This is a genomic window from Vibrio sp. 811 (assembly GCF_033339195.1).
Map to the genome: position 1 here is coordinate 26,280 of NZ_JAWOUB010000003.1, position 23,702 is coordinate 49,981.

At 44.6% G+C, this 23,702-nt stretch carries 24 protein-coding genes; 7 read left to right on the forward strand and 17 right to left on the reverse strand.

The features are described from left to right. Window positions 1-7: 7 nt before the first annotated feature. The 14 genes from lpxB to rpsB form a co-directional block, all read right to left on the reverse strand. On the reverse strand, window positions 8-1,147 hold the full coding sequence (gene lpxB, locus R7Q46_RS06975; protein WP_065274758.1) for a lipid-A-disaccharide synthase: 1,140 nt from the start codon (window positions 1,145-1,147) through the stop codon (window positions 8-10). A 119-nt stretch (window positions 1,148-1,266) separates the two neighbouring features. Further along, complete coding sequence (gene lpxA / locus R7Q46_RS06980; protein WP_005380357.1) at window positions 1,267-2,055, reverse strand: acyl-ACP--UDP-N-acetylglucosamine O-acyltransferase; 789 nt, start codon at window positions 2,053-2,055, stop codon at window positions 1,267-1,269. Between the two features lies 1 nt (window position 2,056). After that, window positions 2,057-2,509 (reverse strand): 3-hydroxyacyl-ACP dehydratase FabZ, encoded by a 453-nt coding sequence (gene fabZ / locus R7Q46_RS06985; RefSeq protein WP_005380349.1) that lies wholly within the window; start codon window positions 2,507-2,509, stop codon window positions 2,057-2,059. A 232-nt stretch (window positions 2,510-2,741) separates the two neighbouring features. Further along, complete coding sequence (gene lpxD, locus R7Q46_RS06990) at window positions 2,742-3,773, reverse strand: UDP-3-O-(3-hydroxymyristoyl)glucosamine N-acyltransferase (protein WP_005380347.1); 1,032 nt, start codon at window positions 3,771-3,773, stop codon at window positions 2,742-2,744. A gap of 6 nt (window positions 3,774-3,779) precedes the next feature. Next, on the reverse strand, window positions 3,780-4,289 hold the full coding sequence (locus R7Q46_RS06995) for an OmpH family outer membrane protein (protein ID WP_005391804.1): 510 nt from the start codon (window positions 4,287-4,289) through the stop codon (window positions 3,780-3,782). 13 nt (window positions 4,290-4,302) lie between these two features. Next, window positions 4,303-6,717 (reverse strand): outer membrane protein assembly factor BamA, encoded by a 2,415-nt coding sequence (bamA, locus tag R7Q46_RS07000; protein WP_213871631.1) that lies wholly within the window; start codon window positions 6,715-6,717, stop codon window positions 4,303-4,305. A gap of 44 nt (window positions 6,718-6,761) precedes the next feature. Further along, window positions 6,762-8,120, reverse strand: a complete 1,359-nt coding sequence (gene rseP / locus R7Q46_RS07005) for a sigma E protease regulator RseP (protein WP_005380334.1) — start codon at window positions 8,118-8,120, stop codon at window positions 6,762-6,764. Continuing rightward, on the reverse strand, window positions 8,120-9,325 hold the full coding sequence (ispC, locus tag R7Q46_RS07010) for a 1-deoxy-D-xylulose-5-phosphate reductoisomerase (protein ID WP_005385353.1): 1,206 nt from the start codon (window positions 9,323-9,325) through the stop codon (window positions 8,120-8,122). The genes rseP and ispC overlap by 1 nt, the downstream gene beginning before the upstream one ends. A 50-nt stretch (window positions 9,326-9,375) precedes the next feature. After that, window positions 9,376-10,218 (reverse strand): phosphatidate cytidylyltransferase, encoded by an 843-nt coding sequence (locus R7Q46_RS07015; protein ID WP_005385351.1) that lies wholly within the window; start codon window positions 10,216-10,218, stop codon window positions 9,376-9,378. Window positions 10,219-10,230: 12 nt separating this feature from the next. Further along, window positions 10,231-10,986 (reverse strand): isoprenyl transferase, encoded by a 756-nt coding sequence (locus R7Q46_RS07020; protein WP_005380331.1) that lies wholly within the window; start codon window positions 10,984-10,986, stop codon window positions 10,231-10,233. A 96-nt stretch (window positions 10,987-11,082) separates the two neighbouring features. Then, complete coding sequence (gene frr / locus R7Q46_RS07025; protein WP_005380330.1) at window positions 11,083-11,640, reverse strand: ribosome recycling factor; 558 nt, start codon at window positions 11,638-11,640, stop codon at window positions 11,083-11,085. Between the two features lie 100 nt (window positions 11,641-11,740). After that, window positions 11,741-12,466, reverse strand: a complete 726-nt coding sequence (gene pyrH, locus R7Q46_RS07030; protein ID WP_005380329.1) for a UMP kinase — start codon at window positions 12,464-12,466, stop codon at window positions 11,741-11,743. Between the two features lie 147 nt (window positions 12,467-12,613). Beyond that, window positions 12,614-13,459 (reverse strand): translation elongation factor Ts, encoded by an 846-nt coding sequence (gene tsf, locus R7Q46_RS07035; protein ID WP_005380328.1) that lies wholly within the window; start codon window positions 13,457-13,459, stop codon window positions 12,614-12,616. A gap of 132 nt (window positions 13,460-13,591) precedes the next feature. Then, window positions 13,592-14,320 carry a 30S ribosomal protein S2 gene (gene rpsB / locus R7Q46_RS07040; protein ID WP_005380327.1) on the reverse strand — a complete coding sequence of 243 codons (729 nt, stop codon included), beginning with the start codon at window positions 14,318-14,320 and terminating at the stop codon, window positions 13,592-13,594. 384 nt (window positions 14,321-14,704) lie between these two features. Here rpsB and map point away from each other — a divergent pair, with 384 nt between their 5' ends. The 3 genes from map to R7Q46_RS07055 all read left to right on the forward strand — a co-directional run bounded on the left by map (window position 14,705) and on the right by R7Q46_RS07055 (window position 18,842). Beyond that, window positions 14,705-15,583 carry a type I methionyl aminopeptidase gene (gene map / locus R7Q46_RS07045; protein ID WP_005380326.1) on the forward strand — a complete coding sequence of 293 codons (879 nt, stop codon included), beginning with the start codon at window positions 14,705-14,707 and terminating at the stop codon, window positions 15,581-15,583. A 108-nt stretch (window positions 15,584-15,691) separates the two neighbouring features. After that, window positions 15,692-18,316, forward strand: a complete 2,625-nt coding sequence (glnD, locus tag R7Q46_RS07050; protein ID WP_213871632.1) for a bifunctional uridylyltransferase/uridylyl-removing protein GlnD — start codon at window positions 15,692-15,694, stop codon at window positions 18,314-18,316. Window positions 18,317-18,458: 142 nt separating this feature from the next. After that, window positions 18,459-18,842, forward strand: a complete 384-nt coding sequence (locus R7Q46_RS07055) for a DUF3461 family protein (RefSeq protein WP_005380322.1) — start codon at window positions 18,459-18,461, stop codon at window positions 18,840-18,842. A 67-nt stretch (window positions 18,843-18,909) separates the two neighbouring features. Here R7Q46_RS07055 and truC read toward each other — a convergent pair whose 3' ends face one another. Both truC and R7Q46_RS07065 read right to left on the reverse strand, forming a co-directional pair. Continuing rightward, complete coding sequence (truC, locus tag R7Q46_RS07060) at window positions 18,910-19,692, reverse strand: tRNA pseudouridine(65) synthase TruC (protein ID WP_017820755.1); 783 nt, start codon at window positions 19,690-19,692, stop codon at window positions 18,910-18,912. 4 nt (window positions 19,693-19,696) lie between these two features. Then, on the reverse strand, window positions 19,697-20,011 hold the full coding sequence (locus tag R7Q46_RS07065; protein WP_213871633.1) for a YqcC family protein: 315 nt from the start codon (window positions 20,009-20,011) through the stop codon (window positions 19,697-19,699). Window positions 20,012-20,087: 76 nt separating this feature from the next. Here R7Q46_RS07065 and R7Q46_RS07070 point away from each other — a divergent pair, with 76 nt between their 5' ends. Beyond that, window positions 20,088-21,125 (forward strand): DUF3549 family protein, encoded by a 1,038-nt coding sequence (locus R7Q46_RS07070; protein ID WP_033905517.1) that lies wholly within the window; start codon window positions 20,088-20,090, stop codon window positions 21,123-21,125. 13 nt (window positions 21,126-21,138) lie between these two features. Further along, complete coding sequence (locus R7Q46_RS07075) at window positions 21,139-21,438, forward strand: DUF3301 domain-containing protein (protein WP_005380315.1); 300 nt, start codon at window positions 21,139-21,141, stop codon at window positions 21,436-21,438. On the opposite strand, the gene R7Q46_RS07080 is transcribed toward R7Q46_RS07075, so the two are convergent. Continuing rightward, window positions 21,398-21,883: a GNAT family N-acetyltransferase gene (locus R7Q46_RS07080; RefSeq protein ID WP_025768243.1), complete on the reverse strand. Its 486-nt coding sequence runs from the start codon at window positions 21,881-21,883 to the stop codon at window positions 21,398-21,400. The genes R7Q46_RS07075 and R7Q46_RS07080 overlap by 41 nt on opposite strands. 932 nt (window positions 21,884-22,815) lie before the next feature. Between R7Q46_RS07080 and R7Q46_RS07085 the strand changes: the two genes are divergently transcribed. Both R7Q46_RS07085 and R7Q46_RS07090 read left to right on the forward strand, forming a co-directional pair. Further along, window positions 22,816-23,109, forward strand: a complete 294-nt coding sequence (locus R7Q46_RS07085) for a hypothetical protein (protein ID WP_005391777.1) — start codon at window positions 22,816-22,818, stop codon at window positions 23,107-23,109. After that, window positions 23,106-23,555, forward strand: a complete 450-nt coding sequence (locus R7Q46_RS07090) for a YaiI/YqxD family protein (RefSeq protein ID WP_213871634.1) — start codon at window positions 23,106-23,108, stop codon at window positions 23,553-23,555. Before R7Q46_RS07085 ends, R7Q46_RS07090 begins: the two co-directional genes overlap by 4 nt. Window positions 23,556-23,702: the final 147 nt, after the last annotated feature.

Below are 23,702 nucleotides of genomic sequence, written 5' to 3' on the forward strand. Positions count from 1 at the left end.
TAAATCTCTATTTCTCAATCAGTTTTAGAACTGCGTTTGCGGCTTGTTGGTCCGCATCTTTACGAATCCAATGATGCATTTCCGTAAATTTATCTAACATCGGTTTATTGTCGCTTTCCAATAAGCGAGAAACCTCAGTAAACAAATTGTCCGGTGTGCACTCATCTTGTAGATATTCTTTGACGAGCTCATCATCCGCCAAGATATTCGGCAATGACACATACTTCGTTTTCAATAGACGTTTAGCTAAGAAAGCAGTAAATGCATTCACACGATAACCCACCACCATTGGACGCTTGAGAAGCATACACTCCAACGCTACGGTACCGGAGGCCAACATCACAGCATCGGATGCGGTGATGACGTTGCGTGCGGTATCATCAACTAACTTGAAGTCCAACTCTGGCGCGAGCGCTTTCCAGGCTTGTTCAAACTGCTCACGGCGTTTTTGATTAACAAGCGCGACAACAAACCCCAGTTCTGGAAATTTTTTATGGAGTAACTTGCAGGTTTCAATAAATGGCTCTGAGAGCATTTTTAACTCGCTACCACGACTGCCTGGCAGGACAGCAAGCCACTTTTTATCTTGTTCTAAACCAAGCAACTCACGTGCAGGCGCTTGTTCTGATTCTAGTGGGATGGCATCAGCCAAGGTATGACCAATGAACTCGCAAGGTACATTAAATTTGTCGTAGAACGCTTTCTCAAACGGAAGAAATGCTAGCACCAAGTTCGTTGCCGCTTCTATTTTAAAGATGCGCTTCTGACGCCAAGCCCAAACAGACGGACTCACGTAATGAACGGTTTTAATGCCCGCTTGCTTGAGGTCAAGCTCCAAGCGTAAGTTGAAGTCAGGAGCATCGATCCCTATGAAAACATCAGGCGGATTCTGAGTAAAATACTGAACGAGCTCAGCTTTCACTTTAAGAAGTCTCGGTAAGCGGCCTAAAACCTCGACTAATCCCATCACCGCAAGCTCTTCCATATCAAACAGAGACTCGCAACCTTGGGCTATCATTTTCGGACCGCCAATGCCTACGAACTCTGCGTCTGGATATTGCTGCTTTACTGCTTTGATAAAGCCTTCACCTAGCGTATCGCCAGACAATTCTCCGGCAATGATGCCAATACGTAATGGTCTTTCCATATCTACTTCGCTATTTTTCCTGTGCGCTATGGATAACGGTTTGCCTTATCCATAAAACACAAAAAGATCGTAACCTCAAATTCGGTCACGATCTTTTTATTTATTGGTTCATTCGCCAATTAACGAATAATGCCACGTTCCGTCGTTTCCAGAATATCTGAGAAACGCTTCACTGCTGGCCACTCTTGAGCCATTTCAGCTAGAATAGGCTTCACTTCTTCTAGCGTCTTACCTGAACGGTAGATTTCTTTATACGCTTTTTGTAGCGCACGAATCTCTGGTTTCTCAAAGCCATTACGCTTCAAGCCAACAAGGTTCAAGCCGAAAGGTGTGGCGTGGTTACCTTGCGCGAGTACGTAAGCTGGGACATCTTGCACCACTGCTGAACAGCCGCCAATGTACGCGTAAGCGCCCACTGTACAAAACGGATGAATCGCAGACAGTGCCATCACACCGGCATAATCATCAACAGTAACGTGACCACCAAGAATAGAATTATTACCGATATGAGTGTGGTTACCAATAACAACATCATGCGCAACGTGTGCATTCACACACAATAAGTTGTCATCACCAATGATCGTGGTTGCTTTGTCTTGCACTGTGCCGCGGTGAACTTGGACCGCTTCACGAATGACGTTACGATCACCGATAACCACAGTTGTGTCTTCACCACCGTATTTTTTGTCTTGGTTTTCTTCACCAATGACAGCATGTGGGAAAATACGGTTATCTTTGCCAATAGTTGTGTGACCTTTGATCACAACGTGAGACATCACTTCTGTGCCTTCACCAATTTCAACCGTAGAGGTGATGTACGTAAAAGGACCTACTGTTACGTTAGCACCAATTTTGGCGCCCTCTTCTACCACCGCTGCCGGGTGGATTTTAGCGGTTTCATGAATCATATTAAAACTCTCGACGAGCACACTTCAGTTCTGCAGAACATACCACTTCGCCGTCAACTTTTGCTACACCGCTAAATGCAGCAATGCCGCGACGTTCTTTCAGAAATTCTACCTCAATAACCAATTGGTCGCCCGGAACCACTGGTTTACGGAATTTCGCGCCGTCTACGCTTGCAAAGTAGTACAGTTCGTTTTCTGTTGGTGCACCAAATGATTTAAATGCAAGTAAGCCTGTTGCCTGAGCCATTGCTTCTAAAATCAAAACACCTGGGAATACTGGTAGTTGAGGAAAGTGACCTGTGAACTGAGGTTCGTTAACCGACACGTTTTTAATCGCGTGAAGGTACTTCTCTTCTTGGAAGTCTATCACTCGGTCGATCAATAAGAATGGGTAGCGATGAGGTAGTAGCTCTTGAATTTCAGAGATGTTCATCGTTTTCTTTTCAGTAGTCAAAGTCGTCTTCCTATATCAATTTTTTGCCGCCAAGATGGCAAACGTGGCAACAGGTCGTAAAGCCGAATCGCTTTGCAATATACTAGCAAAATACGCACCATCTTGGAGTTAAATCTACTTAGAGCGCGTCATTATAGAAGAAAAAGACCCGCATTTCGCGAGTCTTCTTACAGAATATGGAACTAGAGCTTGTTAGCCTTCGTGTTAAATACAGAGCGAAAGATAACTTGTTCTAAATTTCTTCTTTCTGTTCCAGCTGTTTTTCAACCGCTTTTAGGCGCTTATTCATCTCATCAATACGGTGAACTCGAGTTGCGGTCTTACGCCACTCTCTGTTCGTTTGTAGTGGGATACCTGATGAGTAAAGGCCTTTTTCTTCGATACTGCGCATTACCATGCCCATACCTGTAATCGCCACACCATCTGCGATAGTGATATGGCCATTCAGAACAGACGCGCCGCCAATCTGGCAGTACTTACCAATTTTTGTACTGCCCGCGACAATAGTACCACCAGGCATCACGGTACCATATCCGATCTGCACGTTGTGCGCGATTTGAAGTTGGTTATCCAGAATGACATTGTCTTCAATGATAGTATCTTCGAGTGCACCGCGGTCAATCGTAGTACAAGCACCAATCTCAACGCGGTTACCGATACGCACTGAACCAAGCTGAGGAATTTTAATCCACTCGCCTTTGTCATTCGCGTAACCGAAGCCATCAGAGCCAATGACGGTACCCGATTGAACGAGACAGTCATCACCCAATGACACTTCATGGTAGATAGTGACATTAGCCCAAAGCTTGGTGTTATTCCCTAGCTTGGCGTTCTTACCGATAAAACAACCAGCACCAACACTTACGTTGTCGCCGAGTTCCACGCCCGTTTCAATCACAGCGTTAGCGCCGATTGTAACGTTCTCACCCATCTTAACGTCAGCGGCAATCACAGCACTTGGTGCAATATCGTCTGCCGGTTTTGGTGTGGTATCCATCGCTTGGACCACACGAGCAAATGCGACATAAGGGTCTGAAACCACTAGCGCATTTCCAACGCATTGATCTTTATGCTCAGCCTTTACCATAACAACGGTAGCTTGGCACTCAGAAAGGTGTTTTGCGTATTTTGGGTTAGACAAGAAGGTTACGTCACCTTCTTGTGCTTTATCCATTGGGGCAACACGGCTTACAACGAGAGACTCGTCACCAAACAGCTCACCCCCGGTAATTGTCGCCAATTCGGCTAATGTTAATGTCTTCATAACTTCTTATTTTAGAGCTTTAATTACGTCTTCAGAGATATTGTATTCTGGCTTGCCGTACTGCAAAGCAGAGATATCAATCACAAGATCGTAACCATTTTTGTCTGCGACTTTCTTAACTGCATCTTGAATCGTTTTGAAAAGCTTCGCTTTTTCTTCAGCTTCACGACGCGCACTTGCTTTTTCAAGTGCTTGTGCTTTCACTTTGTACTCGCTGTCTAGCTTCGCGATATCGATACGTAGCTTTTCAACTTCGTCTTGACCCAAAAGCTCGCCGTCACGTTGTAGCTTCTCAATCTTTGTTTTAGCTTGTGCTTGGATTGACTTCAGTTCATCAGCTTTGCTTTTGAAGTCTTTCTGCATTTTTTGTAGTACAACTTCACGTTGAGGAAGAGCTTGAAAAACTTGAGCTGTATTTACGTAAGCAATTTTCTGTGCAGCTTCTGCCGCATTTGCAAACATTGAAGAGCTCAGTACAAGAAGACCAATCCCAGCCGCTTTGATCATTTTATTCAAAATATTTTCCTCTTTAGAAAGTTCTACCGATAGTGAATGTGAAGAACTCTTCATCATCGCCATCAAATTTCTTAATTGGTTTCGCTAGTGAGAAGACTAGTGGCCCCATTGGAGACATCCACTGCAACGCCGCACCGTAAGAAGAGCGGTAGTTGGTTGGATCTGAGTAATCGTAGTAGTAACGGTCACCATATTCCGCACCTGAATCGCGGTAGTCAAACTCCGTATCCCAAACACTTGCCATATCAAAGAAGATACTGGTACGAATTTGGTTTTGTACTTCTTCTGATGCAAATGGTGTTGGGACAATCAACTCAACACTTGCTAGCGCTACGGCGTTACCACCAACAGAGTCATCTGTTGCTGTATCTGCGCCATTGTTTGAACCAGATGTATCACGGTAAACCGCTTTAGGACCAACAGAGTTTGAGCCAAAGCCACGAAGCGATGTAAAGCCACCTGCGTAGTAGTTTTCGTAGAATGGGAACAAGTTATCGTTACCATCCGTCTGACCGTAACCATTACCGTAACCTAAGCGGCCACGGAACAAGAGGGTAAACTCGTGCTTTTTAGTCAATGGCACATACTGGCGAACATCGTACTGCATTTTGAAGTATTGAACGTCAGAGCCAGGTACGGTCATTTTATAGAATGCACGCTGATGGTTACCTGCCGTAGGGAAATAGCCACGGTTTAAGTTATTACGTGTCCAAGAGATATTGAAGTCGAAGTCGTTTGTGTTCAACGCTCCACTAGAATCAATGTTGTCTGCTTGTGCTCGTAAGAACTGCTCTACCTGCAAGTAAGGCGATAAGTTACCGATCTTGTTGTGCGTATAACCGACACCGAATTCAAAACGGTTCAACTCATCGAATGGGAAGCCCCACGTTAAGCTCGCGCCATAGCTTTCGTTGGTATAGTCAACGATATTGGCTTCTTTAGCTTCAAATTCGTTATAGAAAACCTTACCACCCAAGCTTACACCGTCTAAGTTCCAGTACGGATCACGGTAATCTAGACTGATGTTTTTCTGGTAGTCATTCATCATCGCGTTGATACCAACACGGTTACCACTACCAATAAAGTTATCTTGTTGCAGGCCAACCTGGAAGCTCACACCCGATTCTGTACCGTAGCCAACACCGAAGTTAACACTACCAGAGTTTGCTTCTTTGACAGAGTAAACTAGGTCAACTTGATCATCACTACCAGGAACTCGAACCGTCTGTACTTCAACATTTTCAAAGTAGCCCAAACGATTTAGACGAGTTTTACCCGTTTCAATCGATTTCGAGTTCAACCAACTGCCTTCCATCTGACGCATTTCACGACGAAGGACTTCATCTTTGGTTGAGTTATTACCCGTGAAGCGAATATCACGAACATAAATTCGGTTACCCGGGTCTACGTTAACGACCAAAGAAACTTCTTGATTCTCGTCGTCAAACTCTGGAATGGTATTCACTTGAGGATAAGCATAACCAGACTCACCAAGCACACGCTTAATCCCTTCTTCCATTGAAGTAACCAACGAGCCGTTGTATGTCTCATTGTCTTCAAATGGCACAAGTCTTTCGAACGTCGCTTTCTCGCCAATCAAATCACCACGGAACTTCACGTTCTTAACGGTGTAAACCTCGCCCTCTTCTAGACCAAGAGTAATGTATACCCCTTTCTTGTCAGGAGAGATTGCAACTTGTGTCGAATCAACGTTAAATTTTAAGTAACCACGATCTAGGTAGAATGATTTGAGTGCTTCAATATCACCTGCAAGAACTTGCTTTTGATACTTTTCATCAGAAAGGAAATTCCACCACGGCACATCAACATTTAAGTTAAAGCGCGAAAGCAGCTCTTCATCACTGAACACTTCATTACCGATAAAGTTGATTTGCTGAATTTTTGCCGACACACCTTCAGTAAAGACAAACTTAAGATCAGAACGATTACGTGGTAGTGGAGTAACCACCGCTTTTACTGTTGCGTTGTATTTACCTACGCTGTAGTAAAAGTCTTCTAAGCCTTTTTCAATGTTGCTTAGCGTGGTGCGGTCAAGCGCTTCACCTTCACGAACGCCAGACGCGTTCAGGTTTTCTTGTAGCTGCTCGTCCTTGATTGCTTTGTTACCTGAAAAAGAGATGCTTGCAATGGTAGGACGTTCTTTGACTTGAACCATCAGAACACCACCGTCACGCAACACTTTCACATCTTCAAAGTTACCAGATGCATACAGGGCGCGGATAATTTCTGCAACATCGCCTTGGCCAATGGTATCACCGACACGTACAGGCATTTTCAACAATGCAGCACCCAGTGCTACACGCTGCAATCCATCGATTTCAATATCTTGAACTACGAAGTTCTCTGCTCCATTTGCAGATACACTGGTCGCCAGTAAACTTGCAAATAGAATTCGCTTAATCGCCATACTTGTTCTAATTATTCCTTGCTACTGCTTTTGTCTCTGAACTATCACAGACGAGTAAAATCATTAAATAGCGCTAACGCCATGAGCGAGAAGATGATCGCACCACCAATTCTAAAGCCCATTTCCTGCACTTTCTCAGGAACAGGACGTCGAATGACTGCTTCAATTGCAAAAAACAACAAATGACCGCCATCCAACATTGGTAAAGGAACGAGATTAATAATACCTAGGTTAACACTAATTAGAGCGAGAAAACCTAAAAAGTAGACCAAACCATAATCTGCTGTCGCGCCTGCGCCTTTGGCTATTGATATTGGTCCACTCAGATTATTCAGACCAACGTCTCCAACAATCAGCTTCTTAAGCATGCTGATTGTCAAACCAATGACTTGGCCAGTTTTGTCTACTGCTTTACCTATTGACTCGAATACACCAAACTGAAGATCGAAGCGATAACTTTCTGGCCATTCTGCGACTTTAGGTGCAATACCTGCAAAACCAACGACTTCTTTGTTAGCTAGCTCACGGCTACCGGGCGTCAGCGTCAATGTTTGCTCATAACCCTGACGTAACACCGTCAATTCAAGCGGTGTATCAGGATTAGAACGAACCGCTTCAACCACTTGCTTCCATTCGGTTACGCGTTGTTGACCAATTGCGACAACCTCATCACCTGGAAGCACACCGGCTTTTTCCGCCGCTCCACCTTGCGAGACCTGCTCGATAACTCGATACACCTCCGGTGTATACGGAGCAAAACCTAACGACTGCATCGCTGACTGAGTTTCTGGGTCGAACTTCCACTCACGTAAATCGAGCGTTTTCGTTACTTCTGAACCAACTTCATTCGCTGACGTTAGTGTTACCGTCATCAAATCATCGCCAATATGAGAAATCAATCCCATATTTACTGATTCCCAATCCGGAGTTTTGATACCAGATATCGATTTAAGTTCCATTCCAGATTCAATTCCAGCTTCCGCAACAATCGAATTGGGCGTAACTTCACCAATTACAGGCTTAACAGCCGGGATACCAATTAGAAATACCAGCCAATAGGCAAAAATTGCGAAAAGAAAATTAAAGATGGGGCCAGCCGCAACAATAGAGGTTCGCTTCCATAACGGCTTCTTATCAAACGCTAGGTGCTTCTCATGTTCTGGCACCTCATCGACACGGCTATCAACCATTTTCACATAGCCGCCGAGAGGGATCATTGAGATGCTGTACTCCGTTCCGTCTTTGCCTACTTTACTCCAAATAGACTTGCCGAAACCGATTGAAAACTTTTCAACTTTAACGCCGCAACGGCGAGCAACCCAAAAGTGCCCAAATTCGTGCACGGCAACAAGAATGCCCAGTGCGACGATAAAAGAAATGAGATTCCACAATATACCAGTCATCAGCTACGCTCGCGTATGGTTTCTAGGGCAATAGTTCGTGCCATTCTATCTAGCTCGAGCAAGCTTTCCAAGCTATTCGCATTCTCAGCTTTGCAGCTTGCGTTGATTTTATTCAACACAGACTCATTGATGCGAGCAATATCGGTAAAACCTAGTCTGTTATTTAAAAATGCATCAACAGCGACTTCATTAGCTGCATTCAATGCTGTTGTTGCGTGTTGACCTTCATAACAGGCATCAATTGCGAGTTTTAAACATGGGTAACGAGCAAAATCAGGCTGCAAAAACGTCAGCTCACCAACTTTCGTGAAGTCTAGCGGCTTAACCCCAGCTTCCACTCTTGACGGGTATGACATGGTGAGCGCAATTGGCGTCGCCATATCCGCTTCTCCCATTTGTGCCAAGACCGAACCATCACGATACTGAACCATAGAATGAATTACCGATTGAGGATGAATAACCACCTTCAGTTGTTCGCGAGCAGCATTAAATAGCCACTTAGCTTCGATATACTCAAGGCCTTTATTCATCATCGTGGCAGAGTCAACAGAAATTTTTGGCCCCATCGACCAGTTTGGATGAGCAATCGCCTGCGCGGGTGTCACCTGCTCCAGTTCTGCGATGTCAGTGTAACGGAAAGGACCACCAGATCCAGTCAACAAAATATGAGAAATGCCATGTTCTTGTAAATTGCAACGACCTAGATTGGTTTGTACTTGCTGTGGTAAACATTGAAAAATGGCGTTGTGTTCACTGTCGACGGGAAGTAGCTCTGCGCCAAATTCTTCTACAGCATCAATAAATAGCTGGCCTGACATTACAAGTGCTTCTTTATTTGCCAACAAGACTCGCTTACCTGCTTTCACGGCAGCCATGGTAGGCAATAAGCCAGCTGCTCCAACAATAGCAGCCATTACACTGTCGACCTCGTCCAGCGAAGCAATATGGCATAGCGCATCAACACCACCTAGCACTTCGGTACCTGGCGAAACCGAGTGTAGCTCAGCTTGAAGTTGAGATGCCGCAGCTTTATCTGCCATGACCGCATACTTAGGTTGCCACTGACGACATAGACCGATCATCTTTTCAACGTTAGTGCTTGCCGCTAAGGCAACGACAGAAAACAGATCTGGGTTTTGTTCGACCACTTTAAGCGTGCTTGCACCAATTGATCCAGTAGCACCAAGAATCGTTAACTTTTGCATGTTGTAAGACCGTTAGAAAGCTCAGGAGCGACGACGCCGCTCCTGATAAATTAGAATACGTAGTAAAGAAGAGCAAAAACTGGGAATGCTGCGGTTAGGCTGTCGATACGATCTAGCACACCACCGTGCCCTGGGATAATGTTACTGCTGTCTTTAATGCCTGAGACACGTTTGAACATACTTTCAACCAGATCACCAAGCACTGAAATAACGACAGTAACCAGCGTAATCAGCACCATATGGACAGGGCTAGTGAACTGGATATCGAACCAATCAGCAAATGCCCACGCTACGATTAATGCCGTGATAATGCCACCAATTAGCCCTTCAATGGTTTTATTGGGGCTTACATGAGGAGCCATCTTACGTTTGCCTAAGCTTTTGCCTGCAAAGTAGGCGCCGCTATCTGCAGCCCATACCAAGAAACAAACGTACAACACAAGCTTTGCGCCGTGGTATGGATCTACAGTGATGTCATACGCTCTGAGAATAATCACACTCCAAAGGAATGGGATTAATGTCAGAAAACCAAATACATGACGTAAAACAAAATTACTTTGCCAAGATTTCGTCGTTTTGGGGTAAGTAATCGCCATTAAGCTAGCAATAATCCACCAAACAAAACCAATACCCAAGACGACATAATGAGGTGTCGTTAAGTGATTGAGGCTATATGCATCAGGCGAGATGTATAGAAAACTAAGTCCGGTAATAATGATTGCCGGCACAAGGGCAGCAATGCGAGAGTTGCTTCCTGTAAACTGAGTCCACTCCCAAAAACCTAATAGCGTTATTGCAGTTAAAGCGGCAATAAAGCCCATTAGCGGTAATTTAAAAATGCCTAAAATAACCAGGGGAGCTAAAATTAGTGCTGTTATTATTCTCTGTTTCAAACTAACTAGTCCTTATTGAGCTGCCATCAATGCCTTTATTTGTTCACCTGTACAGCCAAAACGACGTTCTCGGTTGATAAACCAAGTCACAGCTTCTACCAAACTGTCTTCATCGAATTCTGGCCAGTACTCTGGTGTAAAGTACATTTCTGCATAAGCCATTTGCCACAACATAAAGTTGCTGATGCGGCACTCTCCACTGGTGCGAATTAAAAGATCCACTTCCGGTAGGTCTGCCATGGTCAAATGCTCAGTGATTAGCTGCTCATTGATATCCTCTACACGAATTTCACCGTTACGTGCTTTTAGCGCTAACGTTTTAGCAGCTTCTGTGATGTCCCATTTACCGCCATAGTTGGCTGCAATGTTGATCACCATACCCGTGTTATCTGCCGTTAGGTTTTCTGCTTCTACAATTTTCTTTTGTAGACGCTCACTAAATCGACTGGTATCACCGATCACGCGCAACCGTAAGTTATTTTTGTGTAGTTTTTTTACTTCACTAGACAGGACCGTGATAAACAGTTCCATCAAAAGACCCACTTCTTCCTCCGGACGACGCCAGTTTTCACTACTAAAAGCAAACAGCGTCATGGCTCTAATGCCTAGTTTTGAAGCAGCAGCCACGGTCTTACGAACGGCACTAACGCCTTTTTTATGACCAAATACGCGAGGTTTTCCTTTGGACTTAGCCCAACGGCCATTACCGTCCATAATGATGGCAATATGCTTAGGAAGGGAATCAGAGAAGGCTTGAGAATTTTGCATAGGGAGTTAATTGAGTTCCATCAGTTGGATAGACTAACATAAAAAAACGCTGAGCTGTGAGCACAGCGTTTTCCAACAGTGATGTGTGTGGGAGTATTAAACTTCCATCAACTCTTTTTCTTTTGCAGCAAGAACTTCATCGATCTTCTTAACTGCAACGTCAGTTAGCTTTTGAATTTCGTCTTGTGCTTTGCGGTCTTCATCTTCAGAGATTTCTTTATCTTTTAGAAGCGCTTTAAGATCGTTGTTTGCGTCACGACGGATGTTACGAACAGCAACACGACCACCTTCAGCTTCACCACGGACGATCTTAACTAGGTCTTTACGACGCTCTTCCGTTAGCGGTGGAAGTGGAACGCGGATGATAGTGCCAGCTGACATAGGGTTTAGACCAAGGTCAGACGTCATGATCGCTTTTTCTACTTTCGGCGTCAGCTCTTTATCAAAAACCGTGATTGCAAGTGTACGTGCATCTTCAGCAATAACGTTTGCTACTTGGTTTAGAGGTGTTGCTGCACCGTAGTATTCTACAGAAATACCAGATAGTAGGCTTGGGTGTGCACGACCGGTACGAATTTTAGAAAGGTTGTTCTTAAGCGCTTCAACGCTTTTATCCATGCGCTCTTGCGCGTCTTTTTTGATTTCGTTAATCACAGTTTCACCTTAAAAATGTCATCTTTCCTGAAGAAAGCCTAAAACGGTTGAGCAAAGCAAGCACCACCCTAACGCTTTGGAGTGGCACCTTAAGCCAAGCTTATTCGTTGATGAGCGTGCCTTCTGCTTCGCCCATTACCACGCGACGTAGTGCGCCTGGCTTGTTCATATTAAATACGCGGATTGGCATTTTGTGGTCACGAGCTAGCGTAAACGCCGCCAAGTCCATAACTTTCAGCTCTTTATCCAGAACTTCTGCATAAGATAGCTTATCATACAGCTCTGCGTCTGGGTTTGCTACAGGGTCAGCAGTAAATACACCATCAACTTTCGTCGCTTTTAGTACGACATCCGCTTCAATTTCGATACCACGTAAACAAGCAGCAGAATCCGTTGTAAAAAACGGGTTACCAGTACCAGCAGAGAAGATGACAACTCGGCCTTGGCGAAGCTCACGGATCGCATCAGCCCAATTATAGTCGTCACATACGCCTTTTAGAGGGATTGCAGACATAACGCGCGCATTTACGTATGCACGGTGAAGAGCATCACGCATCGCTAGGCCATTCATTACTGTAGCAAGCATACCCATGTGGTCACCAACTACGCGGTTCATACCAGCTTCAGCTAGGCCTGCACCACGGAACAAGTTACCGCCACCGATAACTACACCAACCTGAACACCCAGTTCAACCAGTTCTTTAACTTCTTGTGCCATACGATCAAGGACCGCAGGATCAATACCAAAACCGTCTTCACCTTGAAGAGCTTCACCACTCAGTTTTAATAGAATACGTTGATACGCTGGTTTAGGGTTCGTAGTCATGGAGTTTACCTTCCAAAGAGAGTTGTTGATTAACAGTCATGAATAGACACAACTTCAGTTATGGCTATTCATCACGGCTAATCGTTCACTGCTCATAAAAAGACCGCAGCCTTGGCTACGGTCTAATCTTTATACAGTCTCTAAGGATTAACCTTTTTGAGCTGCTGCAACTTCTTCAGCGAAGCTCATTTCTTCTTTCTTCTCGATACCTTCACCTACTTCTAGGCGAACGAACGTAGAAACTGAAGCGCCTTTTTCTTTCAGCATTTCGCCTACAGTTTTCTTAGGCTCCATGATGAAAGCTTGACCTGTTAGAGAGATCTCGCCAGTGAATTTCTTCATGCGGCCAACAACCATCTTCTCAGCGATTTCAGCAGGCTTGCCTTCGTTCATTGCGATTTCAACTTGAACCGCTTTCTCTTTTTCTACTACGTCAGCTGGTACGTCTTCTGGGTTAACGAACTCTGGCTTAGAAGCAGCAACGTGCATTGCAACGTGCTTAAGAGTTTCTGCGTCGCCTTCACCAGCAACAACAACACCGATTTTCTCACCGTGACGGTAAGAAGCGATTGCAGTGCCTTGAACGTATTCTACGCGACGGATAGTGATGTTTTCACCGATTTTAGCTACTAGAGCTACACGTGCGTCTTCGAATTGTGCTTGTAGTTCTTCAACAGAAGCTTTTGAAGCTAGAGCTGCAGCTGCAACTTCTTCTGCGAATGCAGTGAAGTTACCGTCTTTAGCAACGAAGTCAGTTTGGCAGTTAACTTCAAGAAGAACAGCAACGCCGTTTTCTTCTTTGATGATGATTGCGCCTTCAGCTGCAACGTTACCAGCTTTCTTAGCTGCTTTCGCTGCGCCAGATTTACGCATGTTTTCAATTGCTAGTTCGATGTCAGCGTTTGCTTCTACAAGCGCTTTCTTACATTCCATCATGCCAGCGCCAGTACGCTCGCGAAGTTCTTTAACTAGAGCAGCAGTTACAGTTGCCATTCTGTCTTCCTCGTTTGATTCGAAATAAGGTAAAAAACAGGGGCCTAACATTGTCGGCCCCCATTGCTAACTATAACTTAGTTTATGCTACACAAAGGTTTCACATAGACCAAGTGTGACACAGAGCCGCTATTATTCAGCTTCTACGAAACCGTCTTTTTCAGCAACTGCAGCTACGTCTTTGTTACGACCTTCAGATACTGCTGAAGCAGCAGCGTTCAGGTATAGCTGTACAGCGCGGATCGCGTCGTCGTTACCTGGGATTACGTAGTCAACGCCGTCTGGGTTAGAGTTAGTATCTACCACAGCGTATACTGGAATACCTAGGTTGTTAGCTTCTTTAATTGCAATGTGTTCGTGATCAGCGTCGATTACGAATAGAGCGTCTGGTAGGCCGCCCATGTCTTTGATACCACCAAGAGATTTCTCTAGCTTCTCCATTTCGCGAGTACGCATTAGAGCTTCTTTCTTAGTTAGTTTGTCAAAAGTACCGTCTTGAGATTGAGTCTCTAGTTCTTTTAGACGCTTGATAGACTGACGAACTGTTTTGTAGTTTGTAAGCATACCGCCTAACCAGCGGTTGTTTACGTAAAACTGGTTGCTTGCGATTGCAGCTTCTTTAACAGCTTCAGATGCAGCGCGCTTAGTACCTACGAATAGAACCTTACCTTTCTTCTCGCCAACTTTAGCTAGTTCAGCTAGAGCGTCGTTGAACATTGGTACAGTTTTTTCTAGGTTGATGATATGAACTTTGTTACGAGCGCCAAAGATGAATGGCTTCATTTTTGGGTTCCAGTAACGAGTCTGGTGACCGAAGTGAACACCAGCTTTTAGCATATCGCGCATTGATACAGTTGCCATTTTAAAATCCTCTATGGGGTTAGGCCTCCACATTCCCCATAACTCCGACCAAGCTTCTGCTCAGCACCCCGGAATATGTGACGGAATGTGTGTGATTTAAAGATAAAAGGTTATTCGGATGAAGCTTGCTTCGCCGCTTAACTTTGCTAAGCGAAGAGAACAGTCCTCTATTCCGGCGCGCTTTATACCATATTTTAGCTCACTGTGGCTAGTAAAAATTATTTCTTCACCGTGCCACTTTCTCTTATTTATAAGCAAAACTTTAAACATATGATCGAATTAAGAATGATGCATATTCCTATCTAACTTGGGTTAACGCCCCGATGTCTGATAGAATGCGGCCATTCGCACGTTTACGTGCTTAGGAATAAGTAGAGAAAGCCAATGTCAATCAAGATTAAAACTGCTGAAGAAATAGAACGCATGCGCATTGCGGGCAAGCTAGCCGCAGAGATTCTAGAAATGATCGAACCACACATCAAAGTTGGTGTGACGACAGAAGAGTTAAACAAAATCTGTCATGAGTACGCTCTAGAAAAAGGCGCATACTCTGCTCCGCTTGATTACCATGGTTTCCCTAAGTCGATCTGTACTTCAATCAACCATATCGTATGCCACGGTATTCCAGCGGAAAAAGACGAAATCGGTAGCAACGGCCAAATGAAGCCGGCGGTACTAAAAGATGGTGACATCTTAAACGTTGATATTACCGTAATCGTTCCAAATGATGAGAATGCCGATCTGAGCGTGCGTCCCCAGGGTTACCATGGTGACACTTCTAAGATGTTCCTAGTCGGTGATGTTTCGCCTGCAAACAAACGTCTGTGCATGGTAGCTCAAGAAGCACTGTATGTTGGTATGCGTACCGTTAAGCCAGGTTCAACGGTTGGTGACATCGGTACAGCTATCGAGAAGTACATCAAAGAGAACAACAAGAACAATCCTCGCAACAAGTTTTCTATTGTGAAAGACTTCTGTGGTCACGGTATCGGCGATGAGTTCCATGAAGAACCACAAGTGGTTCATTACAAGAACAAAGACCGCCGCGTATTAAAAGAAGGCATGTGCTTTACTATTGAGCCGATGATTAACGCTGGTAAATTTGGTTGCTCTGTTGATGCACAAGATGACTGGACTGTTTACACGGGCGACGGCAAGAACTCTGCGCAATGGGAACATACCATTGTAGTAACAAAAGAAGGTTGTGAAGTACTGACGCTTCGTAGCGACGATACGATTCCTCGCCTAATGAAAAACGCGTAAAGCTGACGACCACTCGTTGTTTACTATATCCCTGCTTCGGCGGGGATATTTTTTATCTGCCGCAAATTTGTTAGATTGTTATTAGATTAGCTTGCACGGATGGCAAATATGACACTTCAGTCCCCTCTTACCTTTTCCGATGAACAAATCAATATCGGTGAACTCAAACAAGAATTAGAGAAGTTTAGCTCTAATCAAAACCAAGAGTTTCTCAATCATCATCCGGTAACAAGCTTGGTTTTAGCCAGAGCTGAATATATGGATCTGCTTCTCAATCGTTTGTGGCAACATTTTGGTTTCAAGGATATTTACAACATTTCCCTAGTTGCCGTTGGTGGCTACGGACGAGGCGAGCTGCATCCGCTCTCCGATATCGATATTTTGATTCTGTCGAACAATAAACTGCCAACCGCGTTAGAAGCAAAAATCAGCGAATTCATTACGCTGTTGTGGGATTTAAAACTCGAGGTCGGACACGCTGTTCGCACCGTTACTGAATGTGCTGAAATTGGTAAAGCCGATCTAACGGTCGCGACAAACCTGCAAGAAGCGCGACTGCTGTGTGGAAGCGAGGACACCTTTCAGGCACTGAAGAAAGTCGTGTTATCAGACTCCTTCTGGCCAAGTGAGACGTTTTACCGCGCTAAAATTCAAGAGCAGCGCGAACGCCATGCGCGTTACCACGACACGACCTACAACTTAGAACCGGACATTAAATCAACCCCTGGCGGGCTGCGCGATATTCATACATTAAGCTGGGTCGCTCGACGTCACTTTGGTGCGACTTCATTGTTAGAAATGAGCCGATACGGATTTTTAACTGACGCAGAATACCGAGAATTGGTTGAATGTCAGGACTTCCTTTGGCGAGTACGTTTCGCTCTGCACATGGAGCTTCGCCGCTATGACAACCGCTTGACCTTTGCCCATCAAGCACAAGTTGCGGAAAATCTAGGCTACGTCGGAGAAGGCAATCGAGGCGTAGAAATGATGATGAAAGAGTTCTACCGCACGCTTCGTCGTGTGGCAGAGCTCAATAAAATGCTACTCAAACTCTTTGACCAAGCGATCATTAATGGTGGGGCGACAGAAAGTGCCGAGATTCTCGATACGGACTTTCAACGTCGCGGTTCTTTAATTGAAGCGCGGAAACCCGCATTGTTCCAAGCTCGCCCAGAAACTATTCTGGATATGTTCTTACATATTGCTAACGACTCAACTATTGAAGGGGTGAGCCCACCAACGCTGCGTCAACTTCGCACCGCTCGCCGTCGGCTCAACAAGTTTTTGCACACCATTCCTGCTGCGCGTGAAAAGTTCATGGCGTTATGTCGTCACCCTAATGCTCTGCACAAAGCATTCAGCCTAATGCACCGATTAGGGGTTATGGCGGCCTATTTACCGCAATGGAGTCAGATTGTTGGTCAAATGCAGTTTGACTTATTCCATGCCTACACAGTTGATGAACACAGTATTCGCTTACTTAAACACATCAACACTTTTAGTGACCCAGAAAATCATGCGAAGCACCCTATTTGCTGTGACGTCTACCCACGGATGCAAAAGAAAGAGCTGCTGATTATTGCCGCTATTTTCCACGATATCGGGAAAGGTCGTGGCGGCGATCACTCAATTATCGGTGAAGGAGAAGCGTACGACTTCTGCATTGAGCATGGTTTATCGAAGCCCGAAGCGAAACTTGTCGCTTGGTTGGTAAGACATCATCTATTAATGTCTGTCACCGCACAGCGCCGAGACATTTATGATCCCGATGTCATTACCGAATTTGCCAAAAAAGTCAGAGACGAAGAATCTCTCGATTATCTTGTATGCCTGACAGTTGCAGATATTTGTGCAACCAACCCAGAACTTTGGAATGCGTGGAAACGAACTTTACTTGCGGAGCTGTATTACTCCACGCAACGTGCTTTACGCAGAGGCCTAGAGAATCCTGTCGATGTGCGTGAGAGAATTCGCCACAATCAACAAATGGCCTCCGCAATGCTGCGCAAAGAGGGGTTTGCCGCGCGCGAAATTGAAGTATTGTGGCAACGCTTCAAAGCTGACTACTTCCTTCGTCATACCCATACGCAAATCGCGTGGCACTGCGAACACTTACTTCGCATGGAAGATCCGACTAAGCCTTTGGTATTAATCAGTAAAAAAGCCACTCGTGGCGGCACTGAGGTGTTTGTATATACGAAAGACCAGCCTGCTTTATTTGCGACAGTCGTGGCGGAGTTAGATAGGCGTAATTTTAATGTACACGACGCGCAAATCATGACCAGCAAAGATGGGCACGTGATTGATACCTTTATGGTACTCGATCAACATGGCGAAGCGATCGATGAGTCTCGTCACGCCGCGGTGATTAAACACCTCACTCATGTACTGGAGGCAGGCCGACCAACCAAGATTAAAACGCGCCGTACTCCGAACAAACTTCAGCACTTTAACGTGAAAACCAAAGTCGACTTCTTACCAACCAAAGGTAAAAAACACACTTTAATGGAGTTTGTCGCGCTAGACACACCAGGGCTGTTGGCCAAAGTAGGCCGTACGTTTGCTGATTTAAATATCAACCTTCATGGTGCAAAAATCACCACCATTGGTGAGCGAGCAGAAGACTTGTTTATTTTAACCAGTGATGCAGGGGGAAGATTAAGTGAAGGACAACAGGATGAGCTAAGAGAGAGATTGATCGAAAAGTTATCTGATGAGGTCGCAGCTTAGATCAAACCTGCCAATCTTTTCGGTTCAGGGCGAGAGCGATCTTGCCCACAAGTTAAGCATTTTGGCTAAATATCAGCTATCTAGCTCATACATAGGCTGCTACAGTTATATCAATATCAATTCGATGTAATAGAGGTAGCCTATGTATCCCCACCTCACTGGTTTGGGTATTCACGACCCTAAGCAGATTGAACGTTATTCCCTACGCCAAGAAGCACACAAAGACGTACTCAAGATCTATTTCCACAAGCAAAAAGGCGAACTGTTCGCTAAAAGCGTTAAATTCAAATACCCGCGCCAAATCAAAAATGTTCTTGTGGACAGTGGCAGTCACAAATATAAAGAAGTAACGGAAATCAACCGTAACCTCACATTAGTCATTGATGAACTGAATAAAATCACTAAGCCAACGAAACAACCTGAGGTTGATGTAAAAGAGAAAATTCTTTCAGACCTTCGTCATTTAGAAAAAGTCGTTTCGAGCAAGATCGCAGAGATCGAAGCGGATCTTGAAAAACTAAAGTAAAACGTTAAGTCTTAAATATTAAAAAGGGTTAGCATTGATGCTAACCCTTTTTATTTGTACTCAATCATTATCTAGATCTAACTGCGCCGATTATCGGTTCATCCCACTCAAATCGAGTAAACAATTGCTGCCAAGTTTCATCAAGATTGGCCGTCATGACAATCTCTTGATCGGTAAATGGATGGACAAACCGTAACTCTGAAGCATGCAGTAGCAAACGATGAGAATCAAACTCTGTGCGATACAGCTTGTTGTGCTTTCCATCCCCGTGCGTTGTATCACCCACGATCGGATGGCGTAGATGTGCCATATGACGACGAAGTTGGTGCTTACGCCCCGTTTTAGGTTTCATCTCAACTAAGCAATAACGCGTTGTAGGAAATTTACCCGTCGAATAGGGAACCTCCACTTTAGCCAACGGCTTATATTCCGTCACCGCTTCTTGCGCTTCTTTTTCTTGTGAAGCGAACTTATCAGCAATCTTGTCTAACTCCACTTTGAGTGCGTAATCCAAGACGCCCTCTTCCTCAATCCAACCGCGTACTATCGCGTGGTATGTCTTTTCCATTTTATGTTCAGCAAACATCGGCATGACTTGTGATGCGACTTCACTCGACAAAGCAAACACGAGCACACCAGATGTTGGACGATCCAGACGATGCAATGGGAACACATGCTGACCAATTTGGTCGCGCAAAGTTTGCATGACAAATTGAGTTTCGTGTTTATCTAACCAACTGCGATGCACTAACATGCCGGCAGGCTTGTTGACCGCTACAAAATATTCATCCTGATAAACGATCTCCAGCTCAACTGGTTCTGAAGATCGCGCTATTTCTTGTTCTAGCATTCGTTTACTTACACAGTTCGTCAATGGTTCGGATTGTAACAAGCAGCTCGGCGAACTGCGGTTCCTGCTTCCACGCTTCTGAAAAATAGGGCTCGAGAGAAAACCCTCTTGGCAATGGTTGGTTATTTTTCACTAGTGCGTGCATTCTGGCTATAAAGATCCACTGCAACCACTCATGAGGGTGCAATGTATCAATCGCAAATGGCTCCGTACTTTGTAAGGCTTGCTCTGAAGGCATAGTATATTGCCATAAGTTATGCTCTCTAAGCTGCGCTTCAAGTTGGTGAAGTAAGTCGACCAATTGAGTATTTGTTACCATTAATTCTATCTCGAACCTTGAATTAGCCGAGAATGATACCATTTCTTGTGAAAAGAACGTTAGGACGTCGTATTTAATGGAAAACATTCAAACCCTCACTCAACTGTTGAACAACAGCCACTGTGATTATCAAATCTTCGATCTTGGTCGCCGTATCAAAACCATCGCTAAGAAAGAGTTTACCGATGTAGAAAAAGGTCAAGCACCTTACCCATTTCCAATGCAACGTAAAGCACACCTTGCCATCGCGTACTGGAATGAACAAAAGCAACCTTGGATTTGGTTTCTAAAGTTTGAATTGGACGAGCGCGGTTTGTTAAAGCAAGCGGATATCGGCAATTTCATTAAATACGTAGTGGAGGCTATGGGAACACGCCTCAATGATGATATCACTGAAGAGCAACAGCAAAAGCTGTCTAACAACCCATACACTTTCAAACCTTCCGAAGATAAAATGGCCGTGTTTCATAGCCAGGTCCGCGCAAACCTCAATCTTCCTACCAGCCAATATTACGAGCATACCCAGCATTACTTTTCTGGAGGTTTAGGCTGGGATAATTGGCAAACTGTAGGTCTGCAAGGTATCACAGACATAGCCGCTCGCCTGGACAAAGAGCAAAACGGGGTAATGATACGCAAAGCGTTGAACCACCTACCAAATGAGCCACTTTATGCCCTATTAGGTGCGCTTGAGCATGTAGAGCTTCAAGAGCGTTTAGCAGAACGTATCGCGGAAAAGGCACAGCAAGAAATCGCAAGTAGCGAACCTGATCTCTTCCTACTTTCAGCACTTATCCGAGCCCTTGCTGGTGCACCAACAGAAGTCGCCTCTCCAGTATTAGATGCGATATTGCATAGCCCTCGTTTAAGCCATCAGGAGGTTTTGATTGGTGTTGCGGGTCGCGCTTGGCACTTACTCGCCAATGAAAAGGTAGCAGAACAGTTTTTGCTGCGTTTAGCTCAAACCGGTAATCAAGCCCTATTTAATCAGTTATTTGCCGATTTAGTGATGCTGCCAGAGTTAAGAATGGTGTTATTGCCTTTGCTGCATTCAAACCCATCAGAGGAACTAGCAAATGCGCTAGTAAGCTTACAACAAGCAACAAAAAGCTAAGAAAGGTTCAGGAATGATTGGTGATCTTTTAGCAATTTTAGGGCTCTGCTTTTTCTGTTACCTGTTTTGGCAACAGCGTCGCCAAGCCGAACTCGCAAAAGCGGCCATCACGCGTAAATGTGAGCAATTGGATCTCCAATTAATCAGCATCGCCTTTGGTGCCCATAAACTAAAAACGCCAGACGGAGTCTGGCGTTGGCATACGGTGTATCAATTTGAGTTTTCATCTCTTGGTGACGATTGCTACCAAGGAGAGTTAACCATGGTCGGTTTCAGGCCGCAGAACTTTCACCTACCACCGCATCGCTTGTAAATTCCATTTCAAAGTAAGGACCATATACATCCTTACTTTCTTTTGTTTTAACAAATCCCAGCTTTTTCAGTACCGCCATAGAAGCCTGATGATTGCTATTCACGTTAGCTTTCACCTTATTCAAGCCCAACTCACGGCACGCTTTAGGGAAAAATGCTTTTAGTGCTTCTGTTGCTAACCCTTTACCCCAATATGATTTATCAAAAATAAACCCTAATTCAGGTTCGGAATCGAGATTAGCAATGAACACGTGCCCCATATAGTCACGACTGGTGCTCTCTAGCACTGCCATACTATAAATGTTCTCATCATCCAGTATTTTCTCAAACATCTGTTTGGCAGACGCAACTGTATACGGACCATTCAATTCAGCACGGTTTTTCGCACAGCAATTCAGCATGACGAATTCTAGTTGCAACGACTCATTGTAGGGTAGAAGAAGCATTCTTCTGGTTACTATGGCCACATCTGTTCCTTGATTACAACAAACTTAATCTATCCGCAGATCACAAACTCGATGAGCTGAACATGCTCAATGATTGCGGGCATAACACCTTGTAGAGAAGCCGAAAGTTAAACCAACTGGTTGGAAAGGATATTGATCTGAGTTGTTTTTTATTAAGTGTTATTAGGAATTTATATATTTTGTGATATTGATATCCCCAAATAACATCGAGATGCTTAATTCAATGAAAACACTGGATATCGTTTTTATATAAGAAAGACCCCGACACATAAGTATCGGGGTCATGGTCTTACTCGCAGCAGTCCGGCTACTAAAAGTGCTCCATGCATCATCCATAATAGTGGCTGATTCCGTCAGCTTATTCCTTACGTCGCCGTCCTAGCGGTGTCCTTATCATCCTGACTGCTAACATTCCTCGTTAGCACACGTCACTTGTTCCTTGAGCGGTGTCCCTTGCATCTTCCTGATGCTGTCCATAACCTCAATCCTAGAGGGGTCCATTGTCTATCCTTAGTCATCAACATCCTATTGATGATCGTATCCTTACAATGTCCTACGCTCCATGCTTGATTAATCATCCTGACCAACCAAATCGTCTTCCTGACGATAACCAAATCCTTGGTGCTTTCCTGTTCCATGTCTGCTTCCTGCTGACAACTCTCAATTTACGCCTTTTCCAAAAATAGACAATCTATCCAAGATAAATATTTGGCCCTCACATTGGTTAACAAGTTGTTAAATCATTACTTATCATAAACTTAAGCTCTTTATCTTCTCTTTTTCCGCTTACGAAATCGTTTTCTCTCACAACCTATGTAAGAGATCTCTCACACTACACTCTCCAAAATGCCATTCGCCAAATCAGCGCACTCAACGTATGATGATAGATATATCGTTGTTAAGGATTAAAAATGTTAACTCAAGACGTTACTAAAGAATTAGAAGCGGCAATGGAACAGTTGCAACAACAAGGAAAAGAGCCAACCGTAGCGTTAGTGAAAGCACGATTGAAAACGCCAGTTCCAATGCCAGCGTTAATCACCGCAATAAAAAGTTGGAAGAGTGCTCAACGCGTACCCAAGGTTGAAATCGCAGCGCAGCACCACACCGATAATGATCGTCTTGAAGCCCTAGAACGCACCGTAAAAATGCTAGCCATTCGTATTGAAGAGTTAGAAGCGAAACTCAGTGAGAAATCATCATGAAGTTATGGGTAGATGCAGACGCGTGTCCGAAAGTTATTCGCGAAACCATTGTGCGTGCCGCCGAGCGTACGGGGATTGAATGTACGTTTGTCGCTAACCACATTGTCCCTGTGCCGAAAAGAGACAACATCCACTCGCTACAAGTCCCTGCGGGATTTGACATCGCAGACAACGAAATCGTCAAGCGTGTAGAAGCCAACGATTTGGTGATCACGTCAGATATTCCGCTTGCAGATGAGGTTATCTCTAAAGGCGCTCAAGCCCTCAGTTCTCGTGGCGAGCTCTATACAAAAGACACCATCAAAGCTCGCCTAAATATCCGCGACTTTATGGAAACCATGCGTTCAAGCGGAATTCAGACTGGAGGGCCCGCCGCGCTTTCTCAAACCGATCGACGCGAATTTGCAAACCATTTGGATCGTATTTTGGCGAAATTTAAGAAGTAACCCTCACTCTATTCAAATTGAGCCAGCAAATAAAAGCCTGGCTCATTCCTGAAAATTCATTCTCAGCATTGCACCCAAAGCGTGCTCTTACTCCCATTTGTTTTGTTCTGTTTGTTTTTCATCTCGCTCGCCATAGCTTCAATATGC